Consider the following 17,518-nt stretch of genomic DNA (forward strand, 5'->3'; position numbering starts at 1 on the left):
CGCACGAGGTGCCGCGTCAGGACCACGTCCACGAACCCGCCACCTGCTCGATGAGCTCGTCGCCGTTGTCGTAGGGGGTGATGATCGCGATCACGAAGAACTGCACCTCGTCGGTGCCCGTCGTGAACCGCTCGGGTGCGAAGGCCGTGACGAAGGCCTTCGTCCGCGTCTCCTCGAAGGTTCCGTCGACCCGGGTGATGTTCGCCGGGACGCCGTCGAGGGTGGTCGCCTCGTGCAGGCTGAGGATGCTGCCGTTCTCCGCGAAGTACGAGTCCGCGAGGAGGTCGACCGCTCCCCCGAGATCGGTCCCGACCCCCCACGCCTCGGACGTCGCGACCCGCACCGGTTGGACCGACACCTGCCCGTAGACCGTCCCGACGCCCGTGGGCACCACCGCCCCGTCGACGACCTCGCCCCAGAGCTCGAGGGCCCCGTGGCAGCGGTCCTCCTCCTCCGTGGACACGTTGTTCACGAAGGCCTCAGGACCCTCGTAGGACCAGCACGGCGTCCGGATCGGCTGGCCCGACACGATCGCGTGCTCCGCTCCCGAGGCAGGTCCGGGGGTCGCCGACTCGCCCTCGCTCGACTCGTTCTCGCCCCGGGATGACGCTGCCGCCACAGGGGTCGCGCCGTCGTCGGTCTCGACGATCGGCAGCGCGCACCCGGGGACGACCGCGAGGACGACGGCGACCACGAGTCCTGAGAGCACACGGTCGACGGCGGCTCTCCGACGGGCGGCGAGGGAAGCACGGGGACGGTGCCCCGTACGAGGCACCCCGGCCGATCGCTCGGGCTGGCTCGTGCGCTCGTGCTGGTCGAGCATGATGATCCTCCTGGTCGTGGGCTCCTCGACCGGACGGTAGACGCCGCGACGACGAGGGCACCGGTTATCCACAGGCTTGGATCCGCGGGTGCCTCGGGCGACACGCTGTGACTCGGCTGATCGTCCGTCTCACGGACGAGAGAACGGCGGAGGCCGGGGGCGTCGGCGGGTGCCGCGCTGCCGAGGACGGTCGGGCCACGCGATTCCCTCCGCGCCACGGTCGTGCCTCGTTCGTTGACACCAGCACGTCATCTATCGACAATCGATAGATGAAACGTCCTCTCGTCGCGTGCACACGAACGCTCCTCGTCCTCGTGGCCCTCGGCACCGCTCTGTCGATGTTCCTCGCCCCGCTCCTCGCGGCCGAGGTCGGCGCGCAGTACCCGGAGGTCCGCGGCCTCGTGGTCCCGTACTCCGTCCTGGCCGTGCTGGCGCTGCTCGCGGTCGAGGTCGCGCTCGTAGCGGTGTGGCGCCTCCTCGGCCTCGCCGCCCGTGACGAGGTGTTCGACCCGCGCGCCCTGCGTTCGGTCACCGTGGTGATCGGGTGCGTGGCCACGGTCGCGACCCTCGCCGCGACGGCCTTCGGTCACCTGACCTTCGGCGCGCAGGTCGGCGGCCCGCTCGTGCTGCTCGGCCTCCTGGGCTCGCTCGTGGGCGGGGGCGCGCTGGCCCTGCTCGTCGTGGTCCTGCGCGAGCTCCTCCGCGCCGCGACCACCGACCGCCGCGAGCTGGCCGCGGTGATCTAGGTGCCGATCGTCATCGACCTCGACGTCCTCCTGGAGCGGAGGCAGCTGTCCGTCGGCGACTTCGCCGCCGCGGTCGGCATCACTCCGGCGAACGTCGCCGTCCTGAAGAACGGGCGCGCCAAGGCCGTGCGCTTCTCGACGCTCGACGCCGTCTGCCGCGTCCTCGGGTGCCAGCCCGGCGACGTCCTCCGGTGGGTCCCGGACGAGCCCGACGACGCGGGTCCGCCCGCCTCCTGACCCGCCTCGACCGCCGCGTCGATGAGTTCGGCGACCGGACGACGTCTTACCCGTGACCGAGACCACCACACCACGGGAGCCGAGCCATGGGAGCCATCGAGATCGAGCTGTTCACGACCCTCGACCTCGTCGGGCAGGCGCCCGGCGGGCCCGAGGAGGACCCGGAGGGCGGGTTCGCGTTCGGCGGGTGGCAGGCGCCGCTGCTCGACGACGTCGCGGGCGCGCAGATCGCCGCGGCGTACGAGGGCACGGACGCGCTGCTGCTCGGGCGCCGCACGTACGACATCTTCGCGTCGTACTGGCCGTTCCAGGAGGGCGGGCAGGACGACGACTTCGCGGCCCTGTTCAACCGCATCCCCAAGTACGTCGCGTCGCGCGGCACGCCGGACCTGTCATGGGCCGGGTCGACGCTTCTCGGCCCGGACCTGCCCGCCGCGGTGCGCGAGGTGCGCGACCGGCACGAGCACGTCAAGGTCGTCGGCAGTCTCGACCTGGTGCAGACGCTGCTGCGCGAGAGGCTGTTCGACCGGCTCGACCTGTGGGTGCACCCGATCGTGCTCGGCACGGGCAAGACCGTGTTCGACGGCGGTACCGTCCCCACCAACCTCACGCTCCTCGAACCACCGGTACCCAGCCCGACCGGCACGGTCCTGCTGCGCTACGGCCTCGCGGACGGCACACCCGGGACGGGCGACATGAGCGAGCCGGAACGCGGCGTCGGGCAGGACACCTGACCCGGGGAGACCGCCGCCCGGCACGGCAGCCCGGCACCCTGGACGACCCACCGACACCAGACCTCAGGAGGCACCCGTGGCGATCCAGCGCCTCGACAACGTGGCCGTCGTCGTCGACGATCTCGACGCGGCCGTCGCGTTCTTCGCCGAGCTCGGGATGGAGCTCGAGAACCGGATGACGATCGAGGGGCGGTGGGCGGAGCGCGTCGTCGGGCTCGACGGCCTGCGGTCGGAGATCGCGATGATGCGTGTCCCCGACGGCCCTGGGCGGCTGGAGCTCACGCGGTACCACGCGCCGGCGCCGCTCGACCTCGGCCTGAGCACGGCGTCGCCGAACGTGCTGGGCCTGCATAGGGTGATGTTCGCCGTGGACGACCTCGACGACACGGTCGAGCGCCTCGCCCGCCACGGCGGAGCGGTGCTGCGGGAGATCGTGCGCTTCGAGGACGCGTACCGGCTCTGCTACCTGCGGGGACCCGGCGGCATCATCGTCGGGCTCGCGGAAGAGCTCGGGTGAGCCCCGGGCGCCGCTAGGAGGCGGTGGCCGCCTCGCCGCGCAGGATCGACGACATCTTCTTGCCGCGCGCGACCTCGTCGACGAGCTTGTCGAGGTAGCGGACCTTCTGCATCAGCGGGTCCTCGATGTCCTCGACGCGGACGCCGCAGATCACCCCGGTGATGAGCGAGGCGTTCGGGTTCCACGCGGGCGCCCGGTCGAAGAACTCCTCGAGCGTGATCTCGTCGGCGATCGCCTGCGCCAGGCCGGCGTCGTCGTAGCCGGTGAGCCAGCCGATGACCTGGTCGAGCTCGTCCGTCGTGCGCCCCTTGCGCTCCACCTTGGTCACGTAGAGCGGGTAGAGGCTCGCGAAGCTCATGCCGAAGATCCGGTGTCCCGCCATGGGTGTCCTCCTCCTGCCCCGGTCGAGCCCGTCGCCGGCTCAGCCCGTGCGCCGCCCGGCGCGAACCACGCTACCGCGCGGCGGGGACGGTACGGGCGCCGACCATCCCGTGCGACGCCTCGAGCCGGTCGACGAGCAGCGTCCCGGCCGCGACGAGCGGCACGAGCACGAGGTTGCCGAGCAGCATGGTGCGCAGGAACGGCAGACCCGCGACGTAGCTCGCGACGAGCCCGTCCGCTCCCGCCGGATACCAGACGCCACGCCCCTGCAGCCAGACGCCGAAGTTCGTCCACGCGAAGAACCACAGCGAGCCCGCCACGCCGAACGCCGCGCCCGCGCCGACGCGGCGCCAGCCGGTGGTGTTCCGCGCGAGCAGCGACCCCAGCCCGACGACGAGCCACGCGCTCCACGTGAACAGCGCGATCGCCGTGTTGCCGAGCACGACGTCGGACACGACCGTCACCGCGAGCGGCACGGCGAACGCCCACCGCGAGCGCAGCAGGATCGTCCCCGCGAACGTCGCCGCGGTGACGAGCTCGAGGTTCGGAGGTGCGCCGAGGTCGGCGCGCACGAGCCGCCAGACGACGGCGAGCGCCGCGAGCGTGACGACGAGCGCCGGGCGCCACCAGCGCAGCGCCGTGCTCTCCGGGCGCGTCACGAGGTGAACGTCTCGAGCTTCCACGTGATCTCGTCCCCGTCCTTCGTCTCGAGGGATCCTGCTCCCACGGTAGCCATCTCGTCGTTGACGTACAGGGCCCAGAACTCGCTGTCGGGGTCGGCGGCGACGCCGTCGATCGCCGTGACGAACGCGTTCTCGCCCTCACCGGTCACCTGGGCGGACGGGTCCGCCTCGAGGAGCAGGTCGAGGGCCGTCGCGCCCTCGCGCCCCTCGTAGGAGAGCTCGGGCGCGTCCTCGTCGTCGCCGGACTCGTCGTCGGACGCCTCGTCCGTCGCGTCGTCGGCCGGGGCGCTCGACTCCTCGCCCGCAGTCGCCGTGGAGGTCGACGTGGTGTCGGCGGCGGGCTCGTCGGCGGACGAGCACCCGGCCAGCAGGCCCGCGGCGAGCAGGACGGCGGTCAGGGCGGTGAGCGGGCGCGCGGACGTGGCGCGGAGCGTTCGGAGGGTCACCTCGCCAGCGTACGGAGCGCCGCCCGGCTCGCGCCGGGTCGCCCGCCTGTCGGACGACGGCCCCTCACCCGATCTCCTCGCCCGCGACGGCCTTGGCCGCCAGCCGCTCCTCCTCGCTGACCTCCCACACCTCGTACGCGGAGTGGCCCGCGAGGAGGATGATCCCGCACCCCAGCACGAGGTCCGGCCAGCCGGACCCCGTCCACGCGGTCACGATCCCCATCGCGATGACGGCGACGTTGACGAGGACGTCGTTGCGGGCCGACAGGAACGCGGCCCGGCTCAGCGACCCGCCGTGGTGGCGGACCCGGACGAGGAGCCACGCGCACGCCCCGTTGACGACGACCGCCCCGAGCGAGGCGAGGACGATCGGCAGCACCTCGGGTGCGGGCGGGTCCCCGAACCGGCGCACGACCTCCCAGGCGGCGAACAGCGCGGGGACGAGGATGAGCAGGGCCAGCGCCTTGCCCAGGAGCGCGCGCCGCGCGAGCGGGAAGCCCAGCGCGACGGCGATGAGCAGGTTGATCGCGGTGTCCTCGAGGAAGTCCACGCTGTCGGCGAGCAGGGACACCGACCCCGCGGCGAGCGCGACCGTGAGCTCGACGACGAAGTACGCGAGGTTGAGGCCGGCGACCAGCAGGACGGTGCGCCGCAGCAGGCGGATCACGTCTGGGTCGCCCACCAGGCGCGCGTCCTGCCCGCCGGACATCGTCAGACGTCGATGCGGGCGTGGTCCAGCTCGGCCGCGCCGGCGACGATGAACTCCTTGCGCGGCGCGACGTCGCTGCCCATGAGCAGCTCGAACACGCGCTCCGCCGCCTCGGCGTGCTCGGCCGTGACGCGACGCAGGGTGCGGTGGCGCGGGTCCATCGTCGTCTCGGCGAGCTGGTCGGCGTCCATCTCCCCCAGGCCCTTGTACCGCTGGATGTCGTCCTTGTAGCGGCGGCCGGCCTTGTCGAGCTTCTTGAGCGTCGCGGCGAGCTCGGCCTCGGAGTACGTGTAGATGTACTCGTTCTTGCGACGTCCGGCGCCGATGACCTCGATCCGGTGCAGCGGCGGCACGGCCGCGAACACGCGCCCCGCCTCGACGAGCGGCTTCATGTAGCGGTAGAAGAGGGTGAGCAGCAGGGTGCGGATGTGGGCGCCGTCGACGTCGGCGTCCGTCATGAGCACGATCTTGCCGTAGCGCGCCGCCTCGAGGTCGAACGAGCGACCGGACCCGGCGCCGAGCACCTGGATGATGGCGGTGCACTCGGCGTTGCGCAGCATGTCGCTCACGGACGCCTTCTGCACGTTGAGGATCTTGCCGCGGATCGGCAGGAGCGCCTGGAAGTCGGAGCTGCGCGCGAGGCGCGCGGTGCCGAGCGCGCTGTCGCCCTCGACGATGAACAGCTCGCTGCGCTCGACGTCGTCGCTGCGGCAGTCGACGAGCTTGGCGGGCAGGGACGACGTCTCGAGCGCGTTCTTGCGCCGGGAGATCTCCTTCTGCTTGCGCGCGGTGATGCGCGCGCGCATCTCGGCCACGACCTTGTCGAGCAGCAGCGCGGCCTGCGTCTTCTCGTCGCGCTTGGTGGAGGTGAGGAGCGCGTTCAGCTCCTTCTCCACGACGCGCGCCACGATGCCGCGCACCGGCGCCGTACCGAGCACCTCCTTCGTCTGGCCCTCGAACTGCGGCTCGGCGAGGCGCACGGTGACGACGGCCGTCAGACCGGCGAGCACGTCGTCCTTCTCGATGCGCTCGGACGCGTCCTTCGTCGACACCTTGAGACGGCGCGCGTTCGTCTCGACCGCCTTGCGCAGCACCTTGAGCAGTCCCTGCTCGAAGCCGCCGAGGTGGGAGCCGCCCTTGGGCGTGGCGATGATGTTGACGAAGCTGCGGACCTCGGTCTCGTAGCCGGTGCCCCAGCGCAGCGCGACGTCGACCTCGCAGTCGCGCTGCACCGCCTGCGGGGTCATGTGTCCGCGGTCGTCGAGCACCGGGACGGTCTCCGTGAACGAGCCCGAGCCCGTGAGGCGCCACGTCGCGGTGACGGGGGTGTCCGGCGCGAGGAAGTCGACGAAGTCGACCGACCCGCCCGTGTGCACGAACGTCTCCTCGTGCGGCCCGGACTCCCCCGGCGTCCCGGGCACGCCGCGCTCGTCGCGCACCGTGATCTCGAGGCCGGGGACGAGGAACGTCGTCTGGCGCACGCGCGTGACGAGCTCGTCGTAGGAGAAGACGGCCGTCTTGAGGAAGATCTGGCGGTCCGCCCAGTAGCGGACGCGCGTGCCGGTGACGCCGCGCTTCGTCTTCCCGACGACCGCGAGCTCGGACCCGGACACGAACGGCTCGAACGGGGCGTCCGGCGTCGGGCCCGTCTTCGGGTCGCTGAACACGCCGGGCTCGCCGCGGTGGAAGGTCATGCGGTGCGTCTTGCCGCCGCGGTCGACCTCGACGTCGAGGCGCGAGGACAGCGCGTTGACGACGGACGCGCCGACACCGTGCAGGCCGCCCGACGCGGTGTACGACCCGCCGCCGAACTTGCCGCCCGCGTGGAGCTTCGTGAAGACGACCTCGACGCCGGACAGGCCGGTCTTGGGCTCGATGTCCACGGGGATGCCGCGGCCGTCGTCCTCGACCGTCACAGAGGTGTCGGCGTGCAGCACCACCCGGATCTTCGAGCAGTTGCCCGCCAGCGCCTCGTCGACCGAGTTGTCGATGATCTCCCAGAGGCAGTGCATGAGACCGCGCGAGTCGGTCGTGCCGATGTACATGCCCGGGCGCTTGCGCACGGCCTCGAGGCCCTCGAGCACGGACAGGTGCCGAGCGGTGTAGCTGGACTCAGCGGAGGTGGTCGTCACGGCGGCAAGCCTAGACGAGGGCGCCCACACCGCGGTGCTGCCCCGCCGCGGTGCCGCGGACGCCGCGCGATCGGGCGGGATGCCGACGGGAGGCTAGGGCGGCGCGGGTGAGCGCGCTTCGCGGGTAGCGAACCCGGCGCTCCCCCGGGACGAAACCGCGGGAGGTGATGGTTTGATGTTCATGTGACTGCTACGACGACCACCACCGAACCGCTGACCGCGGCCGACCGCTGCGACCGCTGCGGGGCCCAGGCGTACGTCCGTGTGGTCCTGCCGAGCGGCGAGCTGCTGTTCTGCGGCCACCACGCGCGGGCGCACGCGGATGCCTACACCGACCTCGCGACGTCCATCCAGGACGAGACCGACAAGCTGCTCGCGGAGCACGGCGCGCGCTGACGCGCCGGCCCACCGAGCACCGTCCCGCGCCAGGAGCGCACGACCGCGAGGCCCGGCTCCACCGCCCGGTCCCCCGCGACGACCACCTCAGACACAGACCCAGACACGACGAAGGCCCCGAGGAGATCTCCTCGGGGCCTTCGTCGTGCGACGACGGCGGGCGACCGGTGGTGCGCACCGGCCGCCCGCCGCGACGCGTCAGTCGAGGTAGTCCCGCAGCACCTGCGAGCGGCTCGGGTGGCGCAGCTTCGACATGGTCTTCGACTCGATCTGGCGGATGCGCTCACGCGTCACGCCGTAGACCTTGCCGATCTCGTCGAGCGTCTTGGGCTGGCCGTCCGAGAGGCCGAACCGCATCGAGACGACGCCCGCCTCGCGCTCGCTCAGCGTGTCGAGCACCTGGTGCAGCTGCTCCTGTAGGAGCGTGAAGCTCACCGCGTCCGCGGGGACGATGGCCTCGGAGTCCTCGATGAGGTCACCGAACTCGGAGTCGCCGTCCTCGCCGAGCGGCGTGTGCAGCGAGATGGGCTCGCGGCCGTACTTCTGGACCTCGACGACCTTCTCGGGGGTCATGTCGAGCTCCTTGGCGAGCTCCTCGGGCGTGGGCTCCCGGCCCAGGTCCTGCAGCATCTGGCGCTGCACGCGCGCGAGCTTGTTGATGACCTCGACCATGTGCACCGGGATACGGATGGTGCGCGCCTGGTCCGCCATCGCTCGCGTGATCGCCTGCCGGATCCACCACGTCGCGTACGTCGAGAACTTGTAGCCCTTGGTGTAGTCGAACTTCTCGACTGCACGGATCAGACCGAGGTTGCCCTCCTGGATCAGGTCCAGGAACAGCATGCCGCGACCCGTGTACCGCTTGGCCAGCGACACCACCAGACGCAGGTTCGCCTCCAGCAGGTGGTTCTTCGCCCGCTTGCCGTCGTGCGCGATCCACTGGAGCTCACGCTTGAGCTTGCGGTCCAGGTCGTCGCCCTCGGCCGCGAGCTTCTCCTCCGCGAACAGACCGGCCTCGATCCGCTTCGCGAGCTCGACCTCCTGCTCCGCGTTCAGCAGCGCGACCTTGCCGATCTGCTTGAGGTAGTCCTTGACCGGGTCGGCCGTCGCACCCGCGGTCACGACCTGCTGGACCGGGGCGTCGTCCTCGTCCGCGTCGGAGACGACGAAGCCGGTCTCCTCGGGCTCGTCGCTCGGCGCGGCGGCGGCAGCCTTCTTGGCGCCCGGCTCCGCGGCCTCCTCGTCCTCGGCCACGTCGATCTCGAGGTCCTCGATCTCGACCTCGGCGTCGTCCTCGTCGTCGTCCTTCTTCTTGGCGCGCGCGGGCGTCGCCTTGGACTTGACGGGGGCCTTGGCCGCGGTCTTGCGCGCGGCAGGCTTCGCGGGGCCGGTCGACGGGGTCTCCGCACCCTCGGCGTCGGCCGCCGGGGCGGCCTTCGTCGTGGTCGTGCGCTTGGTCGCCGACGCGGACTTCGTCGCGGCGGGCTTGGTGCGCGCCGTCGTCGTGCTGCGCGGGGAAGCCGCCGCGGCCACCTTCGTCGTGGTCGGGATGTCGACCTCGACGCCGGCGCCCGCGAGCGCGCGGAAGACCGCCTTCAGCCGCTTGGCGTCGTTGACGGCAGCCTGCTCGCACGCGGTGCGGAAGCTCTCGGCGTCGACGCGACCGTTCGCGCTGCCGCGCCGCAGGAGCTCCTGCAGGGCGGGGTGCTCGAACTCTCGCGGGAGTGCGGAAATCGGGGTTGAGGGCGCCACAAACCGACCTTTCGGCAATCATGGGGGGCGGTAGGGCCGCCGGAGCGGGGACGTGAACCGTGAAGTGCGGGCTGCTCTGGACTCTCACGGTGAGTCGTCGGGCTCTGGCGGACTACCTATATTGTACCGGCGATCCGTGCGCCGGACGCCGCGACACGGGGTGATGTCGGACCTGACCGCCTCTCGACGGCCCGGCGCACCACGTCGCACGGCGTCTCGTCACCCGGTTCGTGACGTGTACAACGGGCCGGGCCCTCGGAAGATTCCCCCTCGCGGCGCCGACCGGGTCAGACGCCGGCGGGCCGCTCGGGCTTGACGGCCAGCACGGGGCAGGGGGCGTCGAGCAGGATGCGCTGGGCGTTCGAGCCGAGGATCAGCTTGCCCACGGGGCTGCGCCGACGCAGCCCGATGACGATGAGGTCCGCCGACGACCGCTCCGCGGCGCTCACGAGGTCGTCCGCGAGGTCCGACGAGCCCTGCTCACGACGCAGCGTCGTGCCCGTCCCCTCGAGGCGGGCCTCCACGCGTCGCAGGTCGTCCTCGTGCGCGGCGGCGAGCTCGGGGGTCGACGTGGAGGCCTCGGTCACGACGACGACGAGCTCGGTGCCGCGCCGGACGGCCTCGGTGGCCGCGCTGTCGAGAGCCTCGCGGCCCTCGGGCGTGCTCAGGTGCGCGACGACGACGCTCATGTGTCCTCCGGAGACGGCTCGTGGGTGCGGCCGGCCGCGGGGGCGACCGCAGGTCGTGTTGCGTCGAACCTACCCGACCTCGTGCGTGTCGGCGCACGCGTCGGCGCGGATCCAGCCCGGCGGGACCCCCGCGTCGAGCGCGCTCGCGAGCAGCAGCGCGAGGCGGTAGGCCGGGTCCTCGGCGAGCGCCTCGTCGAGCCGGCGCCGCGCTCGGCCGCCGTCGCCGTGCCACCACGCCACGAGCGCGAGGAGCGTCAGCGCGGGCGCGGTGCTCCCGCGCGGGGCGTGCGCCACGACGGCCTCCAGCACGGCGCGGGCCGGGCCGGTGAGCGCCGGGTCGGGCGCGAGCCCCGCACCCGGGTCCACCACCACGGCGATGGCGCGGCCTGTGCCGGCGTCCACGTCCCCGCCCCGCACGGTCCGGTCCGGCAGGTCGCCCGTCCCGGGCACGAGGGACAGGAGCACGGCGTCGCGCACGGGGACCGACTCGAGCCCGGCGGCCAGGCGCCCGAGGACCGTCGCGGCGGGAGCCGCAGCACCCCCTCCCTCGTGCGGCGTGGGTCCGTCGGCCCGTGACGCCTCGTGCGCGGCGGCCTGCGCGACCGCCGCGCGCCACAGGGCGAGGGCGGCCGACCGGGCCGCGGTCCCGGCGTCGCGGCCGGCGCCGGACCCCTCCGCCCGGGCGCGGTCGTGCACCCGGCGTGCGGCGCGTGCGGCACGGCGCCGTGCGTCCGGCCCCGCGCGCGGGATGCGCAGGGCTTCCTCGCGGGAGTCCGCGAGCGCCGTCCCGGACAGCACCATGTGCGCGCCGACCTCGCTCGACTCGAGCTCGCGCAGCGACCGCCCCGCGGGCGGGCAGCAGTCGTCCTCGTCGCAGTCGAGCGCGTACCAGCCCGTCGACGACACGACCCACGTCTCGACGGGCCCGTGGTGCGGCTCGGCGGCCTCGCGGCAGTGCTCGACGGCGGCCCGCGCCCGGGCCGCGGCGACCCCTGCCGCGCGCAGCGGCGCGTCGGAGTAGACGACGAGCACGACGCGCCGCGCGCCGTCGGCCGCGAGGTGCCCGACGACGGACCGGGCGAGCTGCGGGCCGTGCTCGACGTCCGCCGCGTCGGCGACGTCGACGCGCACGACGAGACCGATGCGGCCGCGCGGTGGCCGCAGCCCCACGAGGACGACGCTGTCCTGCGGTCGGTAGCCGAGCCGGAAGGGGACGTAGGCGAGGAGCTCGCGCGGGCTCTGGGCCCGGATGAGGGTCGTCATGCGCCCATCCCAGCCGGTGCGCGCGGCGTGCGGAGCGCCCGCCGCCCGGCTGTGGACGACGCGAAGCGCACGCCGGTCGCTGTGGTCGGCCCCCGACCCTGGTGGTGGCTCGCGCACGCGCGGGTGACTACGGTGTGCGCGTGCCACCACGAACCCGCGCCGCCGCGCACCCGGCGCCCTCCCCCGTCGGACGGGCCGCCGTCGTCCTCGTCGCGGCCGTGCTGAGCACGGCGCTCGCGGGGTGCCAGGCGGACCTGGCCGACGTGCAGGGCGCCGCGGCACCCCGCGAGGAGCAGCCGGCACCGGAGGCCGGCGCCGGCTCGCCGGGGACCCCGCTGCCCGACTACGACGCCGCGTCGGCGGTCGGGGACCTCGTCGAGGGGTTCCCGACCACGCTCGTCCCGGTCGCGCCGGGGGCCGAGGTGCTCGCGAGCTCGGCGCGGCCGTCGCAGGACGGCACGCTCGTGGACCTCACGCTGAACCTGCGCTCGACCGAGACGGTCGAGGCGCTCACCGCCTACTACACCGAGGCGCTGGGCGCGGCCGGGTTCGTGGTCTCCCCGTCGACCGTGCCGAGCGCGCTCACGTCGCTCACCACGTTCGTCCGCACGACGGCGCCCGAGGCCCCCACCGAGTCGGTCGCCGTCGGCGTCTTCGACGACGAGACGGAACGCCTCGTGACGATCAGCGGCCAGGTCGCCCCCGCCTGACGTGCCGCGCCGCACCACCGCCACGAGTCCGGGCGGGCAGGGTGGTCCTCGCTCCGCATAGGCTGCCCCCGTGCCGAACCCGTCGCTGCCGACCTCGCCCTCCGTCCCTCCCCAGGCGTCCGAGGACCTCACCGACCCGAGCCCCGCCGCGCTCGTCGACCGCGAGGGGGTGCGCGTCGGTGTCGACGACGCGCTGCACGCCTCGACCGCGGCGCTGCGCGCCGAGCTCGCCGAGACCCACCCGGACACGGACCTGCTCGCCGACGCGACGCAGGAGCTGCTCGCGGGCGGCAAGCGCCTGCGCGCCGCGTTCTGCTACTGGTCGTGGCGCGCGCACGGCGGTGACGCCGCGGGCCCGCACCGGTCCACGGTGCTGCGCGCCGGCGCGGCGCTCGAGCTGTTCCAGGCGGCGGCGCTCTTCCACGACGACGTCATGGACTCCTCGGACACCCGGCGGGGCCGTCCGACGGCGCACCGCGCGTTCGCGGCGCGCCACCGCGACCTCGGCTGGTCCGGCGACGGCGGTCGGTACGGCGAGAACGCCGCGATCCTGCTCGGCGACCTCGCGCTCATCGCGAGCCACCGGGAGCTCGGCGACGCGCTCGACGACCTGACGCCCGCGGTCGCGACGCGGTCGCGACGCGTCTTCGGCCGCATGCAGACGGAGGTCACCGCCGGCCAATACCTCGACGTGCACGCGCAGGTCCTGCCGTGGGGCGAGGACCCGGCGGCCGACGAGGAGCGGGCCCGGGCCGTCATCCGTTCGAAGTCCGCGCGCTACAGCGTCGAGCACCCCATCGCGCTCGGCGCCGCGCTCGCCGGGGCCGACGACGACGCGGTCGCTGCGACGAGCGCGTTCGGCCTGCCCGTGGGCGAGGCGTTCCAGCTCCGCGACGACGTGCTCGGCGTCTTCGGCGACGCGCAGGTCACGGGCAAGCCGGCGGGCGACGACCTGCGCGAGGGCAAGCGGACGGTGCTCGTCGTGCGCGCGCTGGCGGCGGCGACGCCCGCGCAGCGCGAGCTCCTGCTCACCCACCTGGGCGACCCGGACCTCGACCCGGCCACGGTGGAGGACCTGCGCGCCGTCCTCGTCGAGACGGGCGCGCGCGACGCCGTCGAGTCCCTCATCGCCGAGCTCACCGAGCGCGCGGCGACCGCCCTCGACGGGGCCGGGCTCGCGGAGCCGGGCGCGACGATGCTCGCGCTGCTCGCGCGCGCCGCCGTCGAGCGCACCGCCTGACCGCGCTGCCGCCCGTCGGCCCGGGCTCCCGGGCCGACGGCGGAGCGCGTCAGAGCTCGGACTGCGCCACGCGGCGCACGCGCGCCTTGTGCCCGCTGAGGAGCGTGTCGAACGGGGCCTCACCGAGCTCGTCGTGCGGCGTGAAGAGCCACTCGAGGATCTCGGCGTCGTCGAACCCGGCGTCGGTGAGCACCACGATCGTGCCCTGCAGGCTCGACAGGACGCCCACGCGGCCGCTCTCGTCCGGGCGGCCGGCGTTCGCCGGGTCCACGAGGTGCAGCGGCACGAGGAAGCGCGCCGGGACCTGGAACGTCGTGCGCTCGCCACGCTTCACGCCGACGACGCGCCGCTCCTGCACGAGGCGGCGCACCTTGCCGACGTCGGTGCCGAGCGCCTCGGCGACGTCGGGGAGGGTCAGCCACTCGCCGACCAGGTCGTCGAGCGTGGGGCGGGGGCTGGTGTCGCGATCGGTCACCGGGCAAGCCTACGGCGTGCCTCCACACGACACCCACGCCGTGCGCGCCGCGCTCACCGGATCGTGACACCCGGCCACCTAGACTCTCCCCGTGGCCACCGTGACGACCGATCCCCTCGTCGGCCGCCTGGTCGACGGGCGGTACGAGGTCGTCTCGCGCATCGCGCGAGGCGGCATGGCGACGGTGTACCTGGCGATCGACCGCCGGCTCGAGCGCGAGGTCGCGCTCAAGGTGATGCACGCCCACCTCGCCGAGGGCGCGTCCGGCGCCGACTTCGTCTCCCGCTTCCGCCGCGAGGCGCGCGCCGCCGCCCGGCTCACCCACCCGGGCCTCGTCGCCGTGTACGACCAGGGCCTCGACGGCGACACGAGCTACCTGACCATGGAGTACGTGGCGGGGTCGAACCTGCGCCGCACCATGCTCACCGAGCGCACCCTGACGCTGGGTCGCACGCTCGACGTGCTCGAGCACGTGCTCGACGCGCTCGCCGCGGCCCACCGCGCGGGGCTCGTGCACCGCGACATCAAGCCCGAGAACGTCCTGCTCGACACCGAGGGTCGGCTCAAGGTCACCGACTTCGGTCTCGCGCGCGCCGTGAACGAGGTGACCGCGACGACGACGGGCACGATCCTCGGGACCGTCGCCTACCTCTCCCCCGAGCTCATCGCGACCGGCACGTGCGACGCCCGCACCGACGTCTACGCCGCGGGCATCCTCGCGTACGAGATGCTGCTCGGCACCGTCCCCCACACCGGGACGACGCCGATCCAGGTCGCGTTCCAGCACGTGAACAACGACGTGCCGCCGCCGTCGGACGTCGCCCCGTGGATCCCGCCCGAGGTCGACGACCTGCTCTGCGCGCTCGCCGCGCGCGACCCCGCCGACCGCCCGGCCGACGCGGGCGCCGCGCTCGCGCTCGTGCGCTCGACCCGGGCGGCGCTCGACCCCGCCGACCTCGAGCGCCGCGTCGACCCGCCCGCCGGGTCGACCGCCGTCGTGCCGCCCCCGCCGGGTCCGGGCCCGCGGACCGCGCCGGTCGACCCGTCCGCCGCCGCGACGGCGTCCCTCGCGGCGCTCAGCCTGCGCGACCGCGAGGCCGCGGGCCTCACGGAGCCGCTCGCGGTCGGGCACGTCGTCGCGCCGACGACGCGGCCCGGCCCGCCGCCCCCTGCTCCCCCGGCCCCGGCGCGGCGACGTGGCCACGGCCGCGTGGTCGTCTGGTCGCTCGTCGTCCTCCTCGTCCTCGCGGGCGTCGGCGGCGGTGCCGCGTGGTGGTTCTCGTCCGGTCCGGGCGCCTACACCCAGGTCCCGGACGGCCTCGTCGAGGCGCCGCGTCCGGAGGCGGTCGCGATCCTCGACGGCGCGGGCCTCTCCCACACGGTCGAGGAGCGCTACGACGACGCCGTGCCCGAGGGCGCCGTCGTGGCGACCGACCCGGCGTCCGGCGAGGACGTGCGCAAGGACGGCAGCGTGCAGCTCGTCGTGTCGAAGGGCGTGCGGATGCTCACGGTGCCGACGGGCCTCGTGGGCGCGACGCAGGAGGAGGCGACCGCCGCGATCGAGGGCGCCGACCTCACGCTCGGCGACCCCGTCGCCGAGCCGCACGACGAGGTGCCGTCGGGCCAGGTCATGGCCGTGAAGGACCCCGACGGCAACGCCATCGAGGAGGGCGCCACGATCCGGCACGACGTGCCGGTCGTGCTCACCGTCTCGTCCGGGCCTGCGCCCGTCGTCGTGCCGCAGGTCACGGGCTCCGCGAAGGACGCCGCCGTCGCCGCGCTCGAGGAGCAGGGCCTCGTCCCCGCGGTCACCGAGGAGTACTCCGAGACCGTCGGCGCGGGGCTCGTGATCCGCCAGGACCCCGAACAGGGCTCCGACGCCCACCGGAAGGACACCGTGAACGTCGTGGTGTCGCTCGGCCCCCCGCTCGTCGAGGTCCCGAACGTCAGCACGCGCAACGTCGGGGACGCCGAGAAGGCCCTGAAGGACGCGGGCTTCCAGGTGGAGATCCGCTACCCGCAGGGCATCCACCCGCTCAACATCGTCTACGCCCAGGACCCGCCGGGCGGGGACGGGCGCACCGCGCCCAAGGGTTCGACGATCGTCCTCAACGTCTTCTGACCTCGCGTCCCGCGCGGACGGCCGTGGCCCGCCCCGACCACGGGACGGGCCACGGCCCTGCGCTCGACGGGAGACGACCGGCTCCCCCCGCGGTCTCAGCCGCGCAGCATCTCCGCGACCTGGAAGGCCATCTCCAGCGACTGCTGGTGGTTGAGGCGCGGGTCGACGAGGGTCTCGTAGCGCAGGGCGAGCCCCGCGTCGTCGATCTCCTCGCTCCCGCCCAGCACCTCGGTGACGTCGTCGCCCGTGAGCTCGACGTGCAGCCCGCCCGGCACGGTCCCCGCGGCGCGGTGCACCTCGAAGAAGCCGCGCACCTCGTCGAGGACGTCGTCGAACCGGCGCGTCTTGTAGCCGCTCGCCGACGTGATGGTGTTCCCGTGCATGGGGTCCGTGACCCACGTGACGGGCACGCCCGCGCGCGCGACGGCCTCGACGAGCGGCGGGAGCGCGTCCCGCACGTTGCCGGCGCCCATGCGCGTGACGAAGGTCAGGCGGCCCTCGACGTCGTCCGGGTTCAGACGGCGAGCGAGCTCGAGCGCGACGTCGGGCGTCGTCGTCGGGCCGAGCTTGACCCCGATCGGGTTCGCGACGCGCGAGAGGAAGTCCACGTGCGCGCCGTCGAGCTGGCGCGTGCGCTCCCCGATCCACAGGAAGTGGGCGGACGTGTCGTACGCGTCCCCGGTGCGCGCATCGCGGCGCGTGAGGGCGCGCTCGTAGTCCAGCACGAGCGCCTCGTGGCTGACGAAGAACTCGACGGTGCGCAGCGCGTCGAAGTCGGCGCCGCACGCGTCCATGAAGCGGATCGCGCGGTCGATCTCGGACGCCGTCCGCTCGTACCGCGCGTAGGCGGGGTTGCGCATGAAGCCGCGGTTCCACTCGTGGACCTGGCGCAGGTCGGCGAAGCCGCCCGTCGTGAACGCGCGCACGACGTTCCACGTCGCCGCCGAGATCTGGTACGCCTGCACGAGGCGCTCGGGGTCCGGGATGCGCGCCTCGGGCGTGAACGCGTGCCCGTTGATCATGTCGCCCCGGTAGGCGGGCAGGGTCACGCCGTCGCGCGTCTCCGAGTCGGAGCTGCGCGGCTTGGCGTACTGCCCGGCCATGCGGCCCATCTTCACGACGGGCATGCTCGCGCCGTGCGTGAGGATGACCGCCATCTGCAGGATGGTGCGGATCTTGTTGCGGATCCGGTCGGCGTTCGCCTCGGCGAACGTCTCGGCGCAGTCGCCCCCCTGCAGGAGGAACGCCTCGCCCCGCCCGGCCGCGGCCAGGCGGGAGCGCAGCGTGTCGGCCGCCGCCGGCACCACGAGCGGCGCGGAGGCCGCCAGCCGGTCACGGACGGCGTCGAGCGCCGCCTCGTCCGGCCACGTCGGCTGCTGGAGCGCGACGAGCGTGCGGAAGTGGTCGAGCCCGGAGTCGGTCCCCGGCTCGCTCGTGGTGGTCATACGGCGTCCCCTGACGAG

At 73.8% G+C, this 17,518-nt stretch carries 19 protein-coding genes; 8 read left to right on the top strand and 11 right to left on the bottom strand.

Going from position 1 to position 17,518, the window contains the following annotated elements:
* Positions 1-16 precede the first annotated feature (16 nt).
* Positions 17-694, bottom strand: a complete 678-nt coding sequence (locus AC3WT4_RS14740; RefSeq protein WP_492315791.1) for a hypothetical protein — start codon at positions 692-694, stop codon at positions 17-19.
* 398 nt (positions 695-1,092) lie between these two features.
* Here AC3WT4_RS14740 and AC3WT4_RS14745 point away from each other — a divergent pair, with 398 nt between their 5' ends.
* From AC3WT4_RS14745 to AC3WT4_RS14760, 4 genes are all read left to right on the top strand, one after another.
* The gene (locus AC3WT4_RS14745) at positions 1,093-1,569 is read left to right on the top strand and encodes a DUF2975 domain-containing protein (RefSeq protein ID WP_492315792.1); all 477 of its coding nucleotides are present in this window, start codon (positions 1,093-1,095) and stop codon (positions 1,567-1,569) included.
* Positions 1,570-1,806, top strand: a complete 237-nt coding sequence (locus AC3WT4_RS14750) for a helix-turn-helix domain-containing protein (RefSeq protein WP_074807077.1) — start codon at positions 1,570-1,572, stop codon at positions 1,804-1,806. It abuts the gene before it with no gap.
* Between the two features lie 86 nt (positions 1,807-1,892).
* Positions 1,893-2,540 carry a dihydrofolate reductase family protein gene (locus AC3WT4_RS14755; protein WP_492315793.1) on the top strand — a complete coding sequence of 216 codons (648 nt, stop codon included), beginning with the start codon at positions 1,893-1,895 and terminating at the stop codon, positions 2,538-2,540.
* 76 nt (positions 2,541-2,616) lie between these two features.
* Positions 2,617-3,057 (top strand): VOC family protein, encoded by a 441-nt coding sequence (locus tag AC3WT4_RS14760; protein WP_257416948.1) that lies wholly within the window; start codon positions 2,617-2,619, stop codon positions 3,055-3,057.
* 13 nt (positions 3,058-3,070) lie between these two features.
* Here AC3WT4_RS14760 and AC3WT4_RS14765 read toward each other — a convergent pair whose 3' ends face one another.
* The 5 genes from AC3WT4_RS14765 to AC3WT4_RS14785 form a co-directional block, all read right to left on the bottom strand.
* Positions 3,071-3,439 (bottom strand): DUF2200 domain-containing protein, encoded by a 369-nt coding sequence (locus AC3WT4_RS14765; protein WP_074807087.1) that lies wholly within the window; start codon positions 3,437-3,439, stop codon positions 3,071-3,073.
* Between the two features lie 70 nt (positions 3,440-3,509).
* The gene (locus AC3WT4_RS14770; protein ID WP_492315794.1) at positions 3,510-4,097 is read right to left on the bottom strand and encodes a DUF6580 family putative transport protein; all 588 of its coding nucleotides are present in this window, start codon (positions 4,095-4,097) and stop codon (positions 3,510-3,512) included.
* On the bottom strand, positions 4,094-4,567 hold the full coding sequence (locus tag AC3WT4_RS14775; RefSeq protein WP_074807092.1) for a DUF4430 domain-containing protein: 474 nt from the start codon (positions 4,565-4,567) through the stop codon (positions 4,094-4,096). The genes AC3WT4_RS14770 and AC3WT4_RS14775 overlap by 4 nt, the downstream gene beginning before the upstream one ends.
* Before the next feature lie 64 nt (positions 4,568-4,631).
* Positions 4,632-5,249 (bottom strand): cation efflux transmembrane domain-containing protein, encoded by a 618-nt coding sequence (locus tag AC3WT4_RS14780; RefSeq protein WP_492315795.1) that lies wholly within the window; start codon positions 5,247-5,249, stop codon positions 4,632-4,634.
* 29 nt (positions 5,250-5,278) lie between these two features.
* Positions 5,279-7,408, bottom strand: a complete 2,130-nt coding sequence (locus tag AC3WT4_RS14785) for a DNA gyrase/topoisomerase IV subunit B (protein ID WP_031315183.1) — start codon at positions 7,406-7,408, stop codon at positions 5,279-5,281.
* 183 nt (positions 7,409-7,591) lie between these two features.
* Here AC3WT4_RS14785 and AC3WT4_RS14790 point away from each other — a divergent pair, with 183 nt between their 5' ends.
* Positions 7,592-7,804 (top strand): DUF7455 domain-containing protein, encoded by a 213-nt coding sequence (locus AC3WT4_RS14790; RefSeq protein ID WP_021479923.1) that lies wholly within the window; start codon positions 7,592-7,594, stop codon positions 7,802-7,804.
* Between the two features lie 198 nt (positions 7,805-8,002).
* On the opposite strand, the gene AC3WT4_RS14795 is transcribed toward AC3WT4_RS14790, so the two are convergent.
* The 3 genes from AC3WT4_RS14795 to AC3WT4_RS14805 all read right to left on the bottom strand — a co-directional run bounded on the left by AC3WT4_RS14795 (position 8,003) and on the right by AC3WT4_RS14805 (position 11,508).
* Positions 8,003-9,556, bottom strand: coding sequence for an RNA polymerase sigma factor (locus AC3WT4_RS14795; RefSeq protein WP_492315796.1), 1,554 nt, complete (start codon positions 9,554-9,556; stop codon positions 8,003-8,005).
* Positions 9,557-9,843: 287 nt separating this feature from the next.
* The gene (locus AC3WT4_RS14800) at positions 9,844-10,245 is read right to left on the bottom strand and encodes a universal stress protein (RefSeq protein ID WP_074807105.1); all 402 of its coding nucleotides are present in this window, start codon (positions 10,243-10,245) and stop codon (positions 9,844-9,846) included.
* 69 nt (positions 10,246-10,314) lie between these two features.
* Positions 10,315-11,508 (bottom strand): DUF4192 domain-containing protein, encoded by a 1,194-nt coding sequence (locus tag AC3WT4_RS14805; RefSeq protein WP_492315797.1) that lies wholly within the window; start codon positions 11,506-11,508, stop codon positions 10,315-10,317.
* 140 nt (positions 11,509-11,648) lie between these two features.
* Between AC3WT4_RS14805 and AC3WT4_RS14810 the strand changes: the two genes are divergently transcribed.
* Positions 11,649-12,218 (top strand): hypothetical protein, encoded by a 570-nt coding sequence (locus AC3WT4_RS14810; RefSeq protein WP_400113166.1) that lies wholly within the window; start codon positions 11,649-11,651, stop codon positions 12,216-12,218.
* A gap of 70 nt (positions 12,219-12,288) precedes the next feature.
* The gene (locus AC3WT4_RS14815) at positions 12,289-13,458 is read left to right on the top strand and encodes a polyprenyl synthetase family protein (RefSeq protein ID WP_492315798.1); all 1,170 of its coding nucleotides are present in this window, start codon (positions 12,289-12,291) and stop codon (positions 13,456-13,458) included.
* A 49-nt stretch (positions 13,459-13,507) separates the two neighbouring features.
* Here AC3WT4_RS14815 and AC3WT4_RS14820 read toward each other — a convergent pair whose 3' ends face one another.
* Positions 13,508-13,933 (bottom strand): Rv2175c family DNA-binding protein, encoded by a 426-nt coding sequence (locus AC3WT4_RS14820; protein ID WP_034655478.1) that lies wholly within the window; start codon positions 13,931-13,933, stop codon positions 13,508-13,510.
* Between the two features lie 91 nt (positions 13,934-14,024).
* Between AC3WT4_RS14820 and pknB the strand changes: the two genes are divergently transcribed.
* Positions 14,025-16,055: a Stk1 family PASTA domain-containing Ser/Thr kinase gene (gene pknB / locus AC3WT4_RS14825; protein WP_492315799.1), complete on the top strand. Its 2,031-nt coding sequence runs from the start codon at positions 14,025-14,027 to the stop codon at positions 16,053-16,055.
* A 95-nt stretch (positions 16,056-16,150) separates the two neighbouring features.
* Here the strand turns inward: pknB and AC3WT4_RS14830 are convergent, their stop codons facing one another.
* Complete coding sequence (locus tag AC3WT4_RS14830) at positions 16,151-17,500, bottom strand: class II 3-deoxy-7-phosphoheptulonate synthase (RefSeq protein WP_043658206.1); 1,350 nt, start codon at positions 17,498-17,500, stop codon at positions 16,151-16,153.
* Positions 17,501-17,518: the final 18 nt, after the last annotated feature.

This window comes from Cellulosimicrobium sp. EB106-03-01-XG111 (assembly GCF_058792115.1).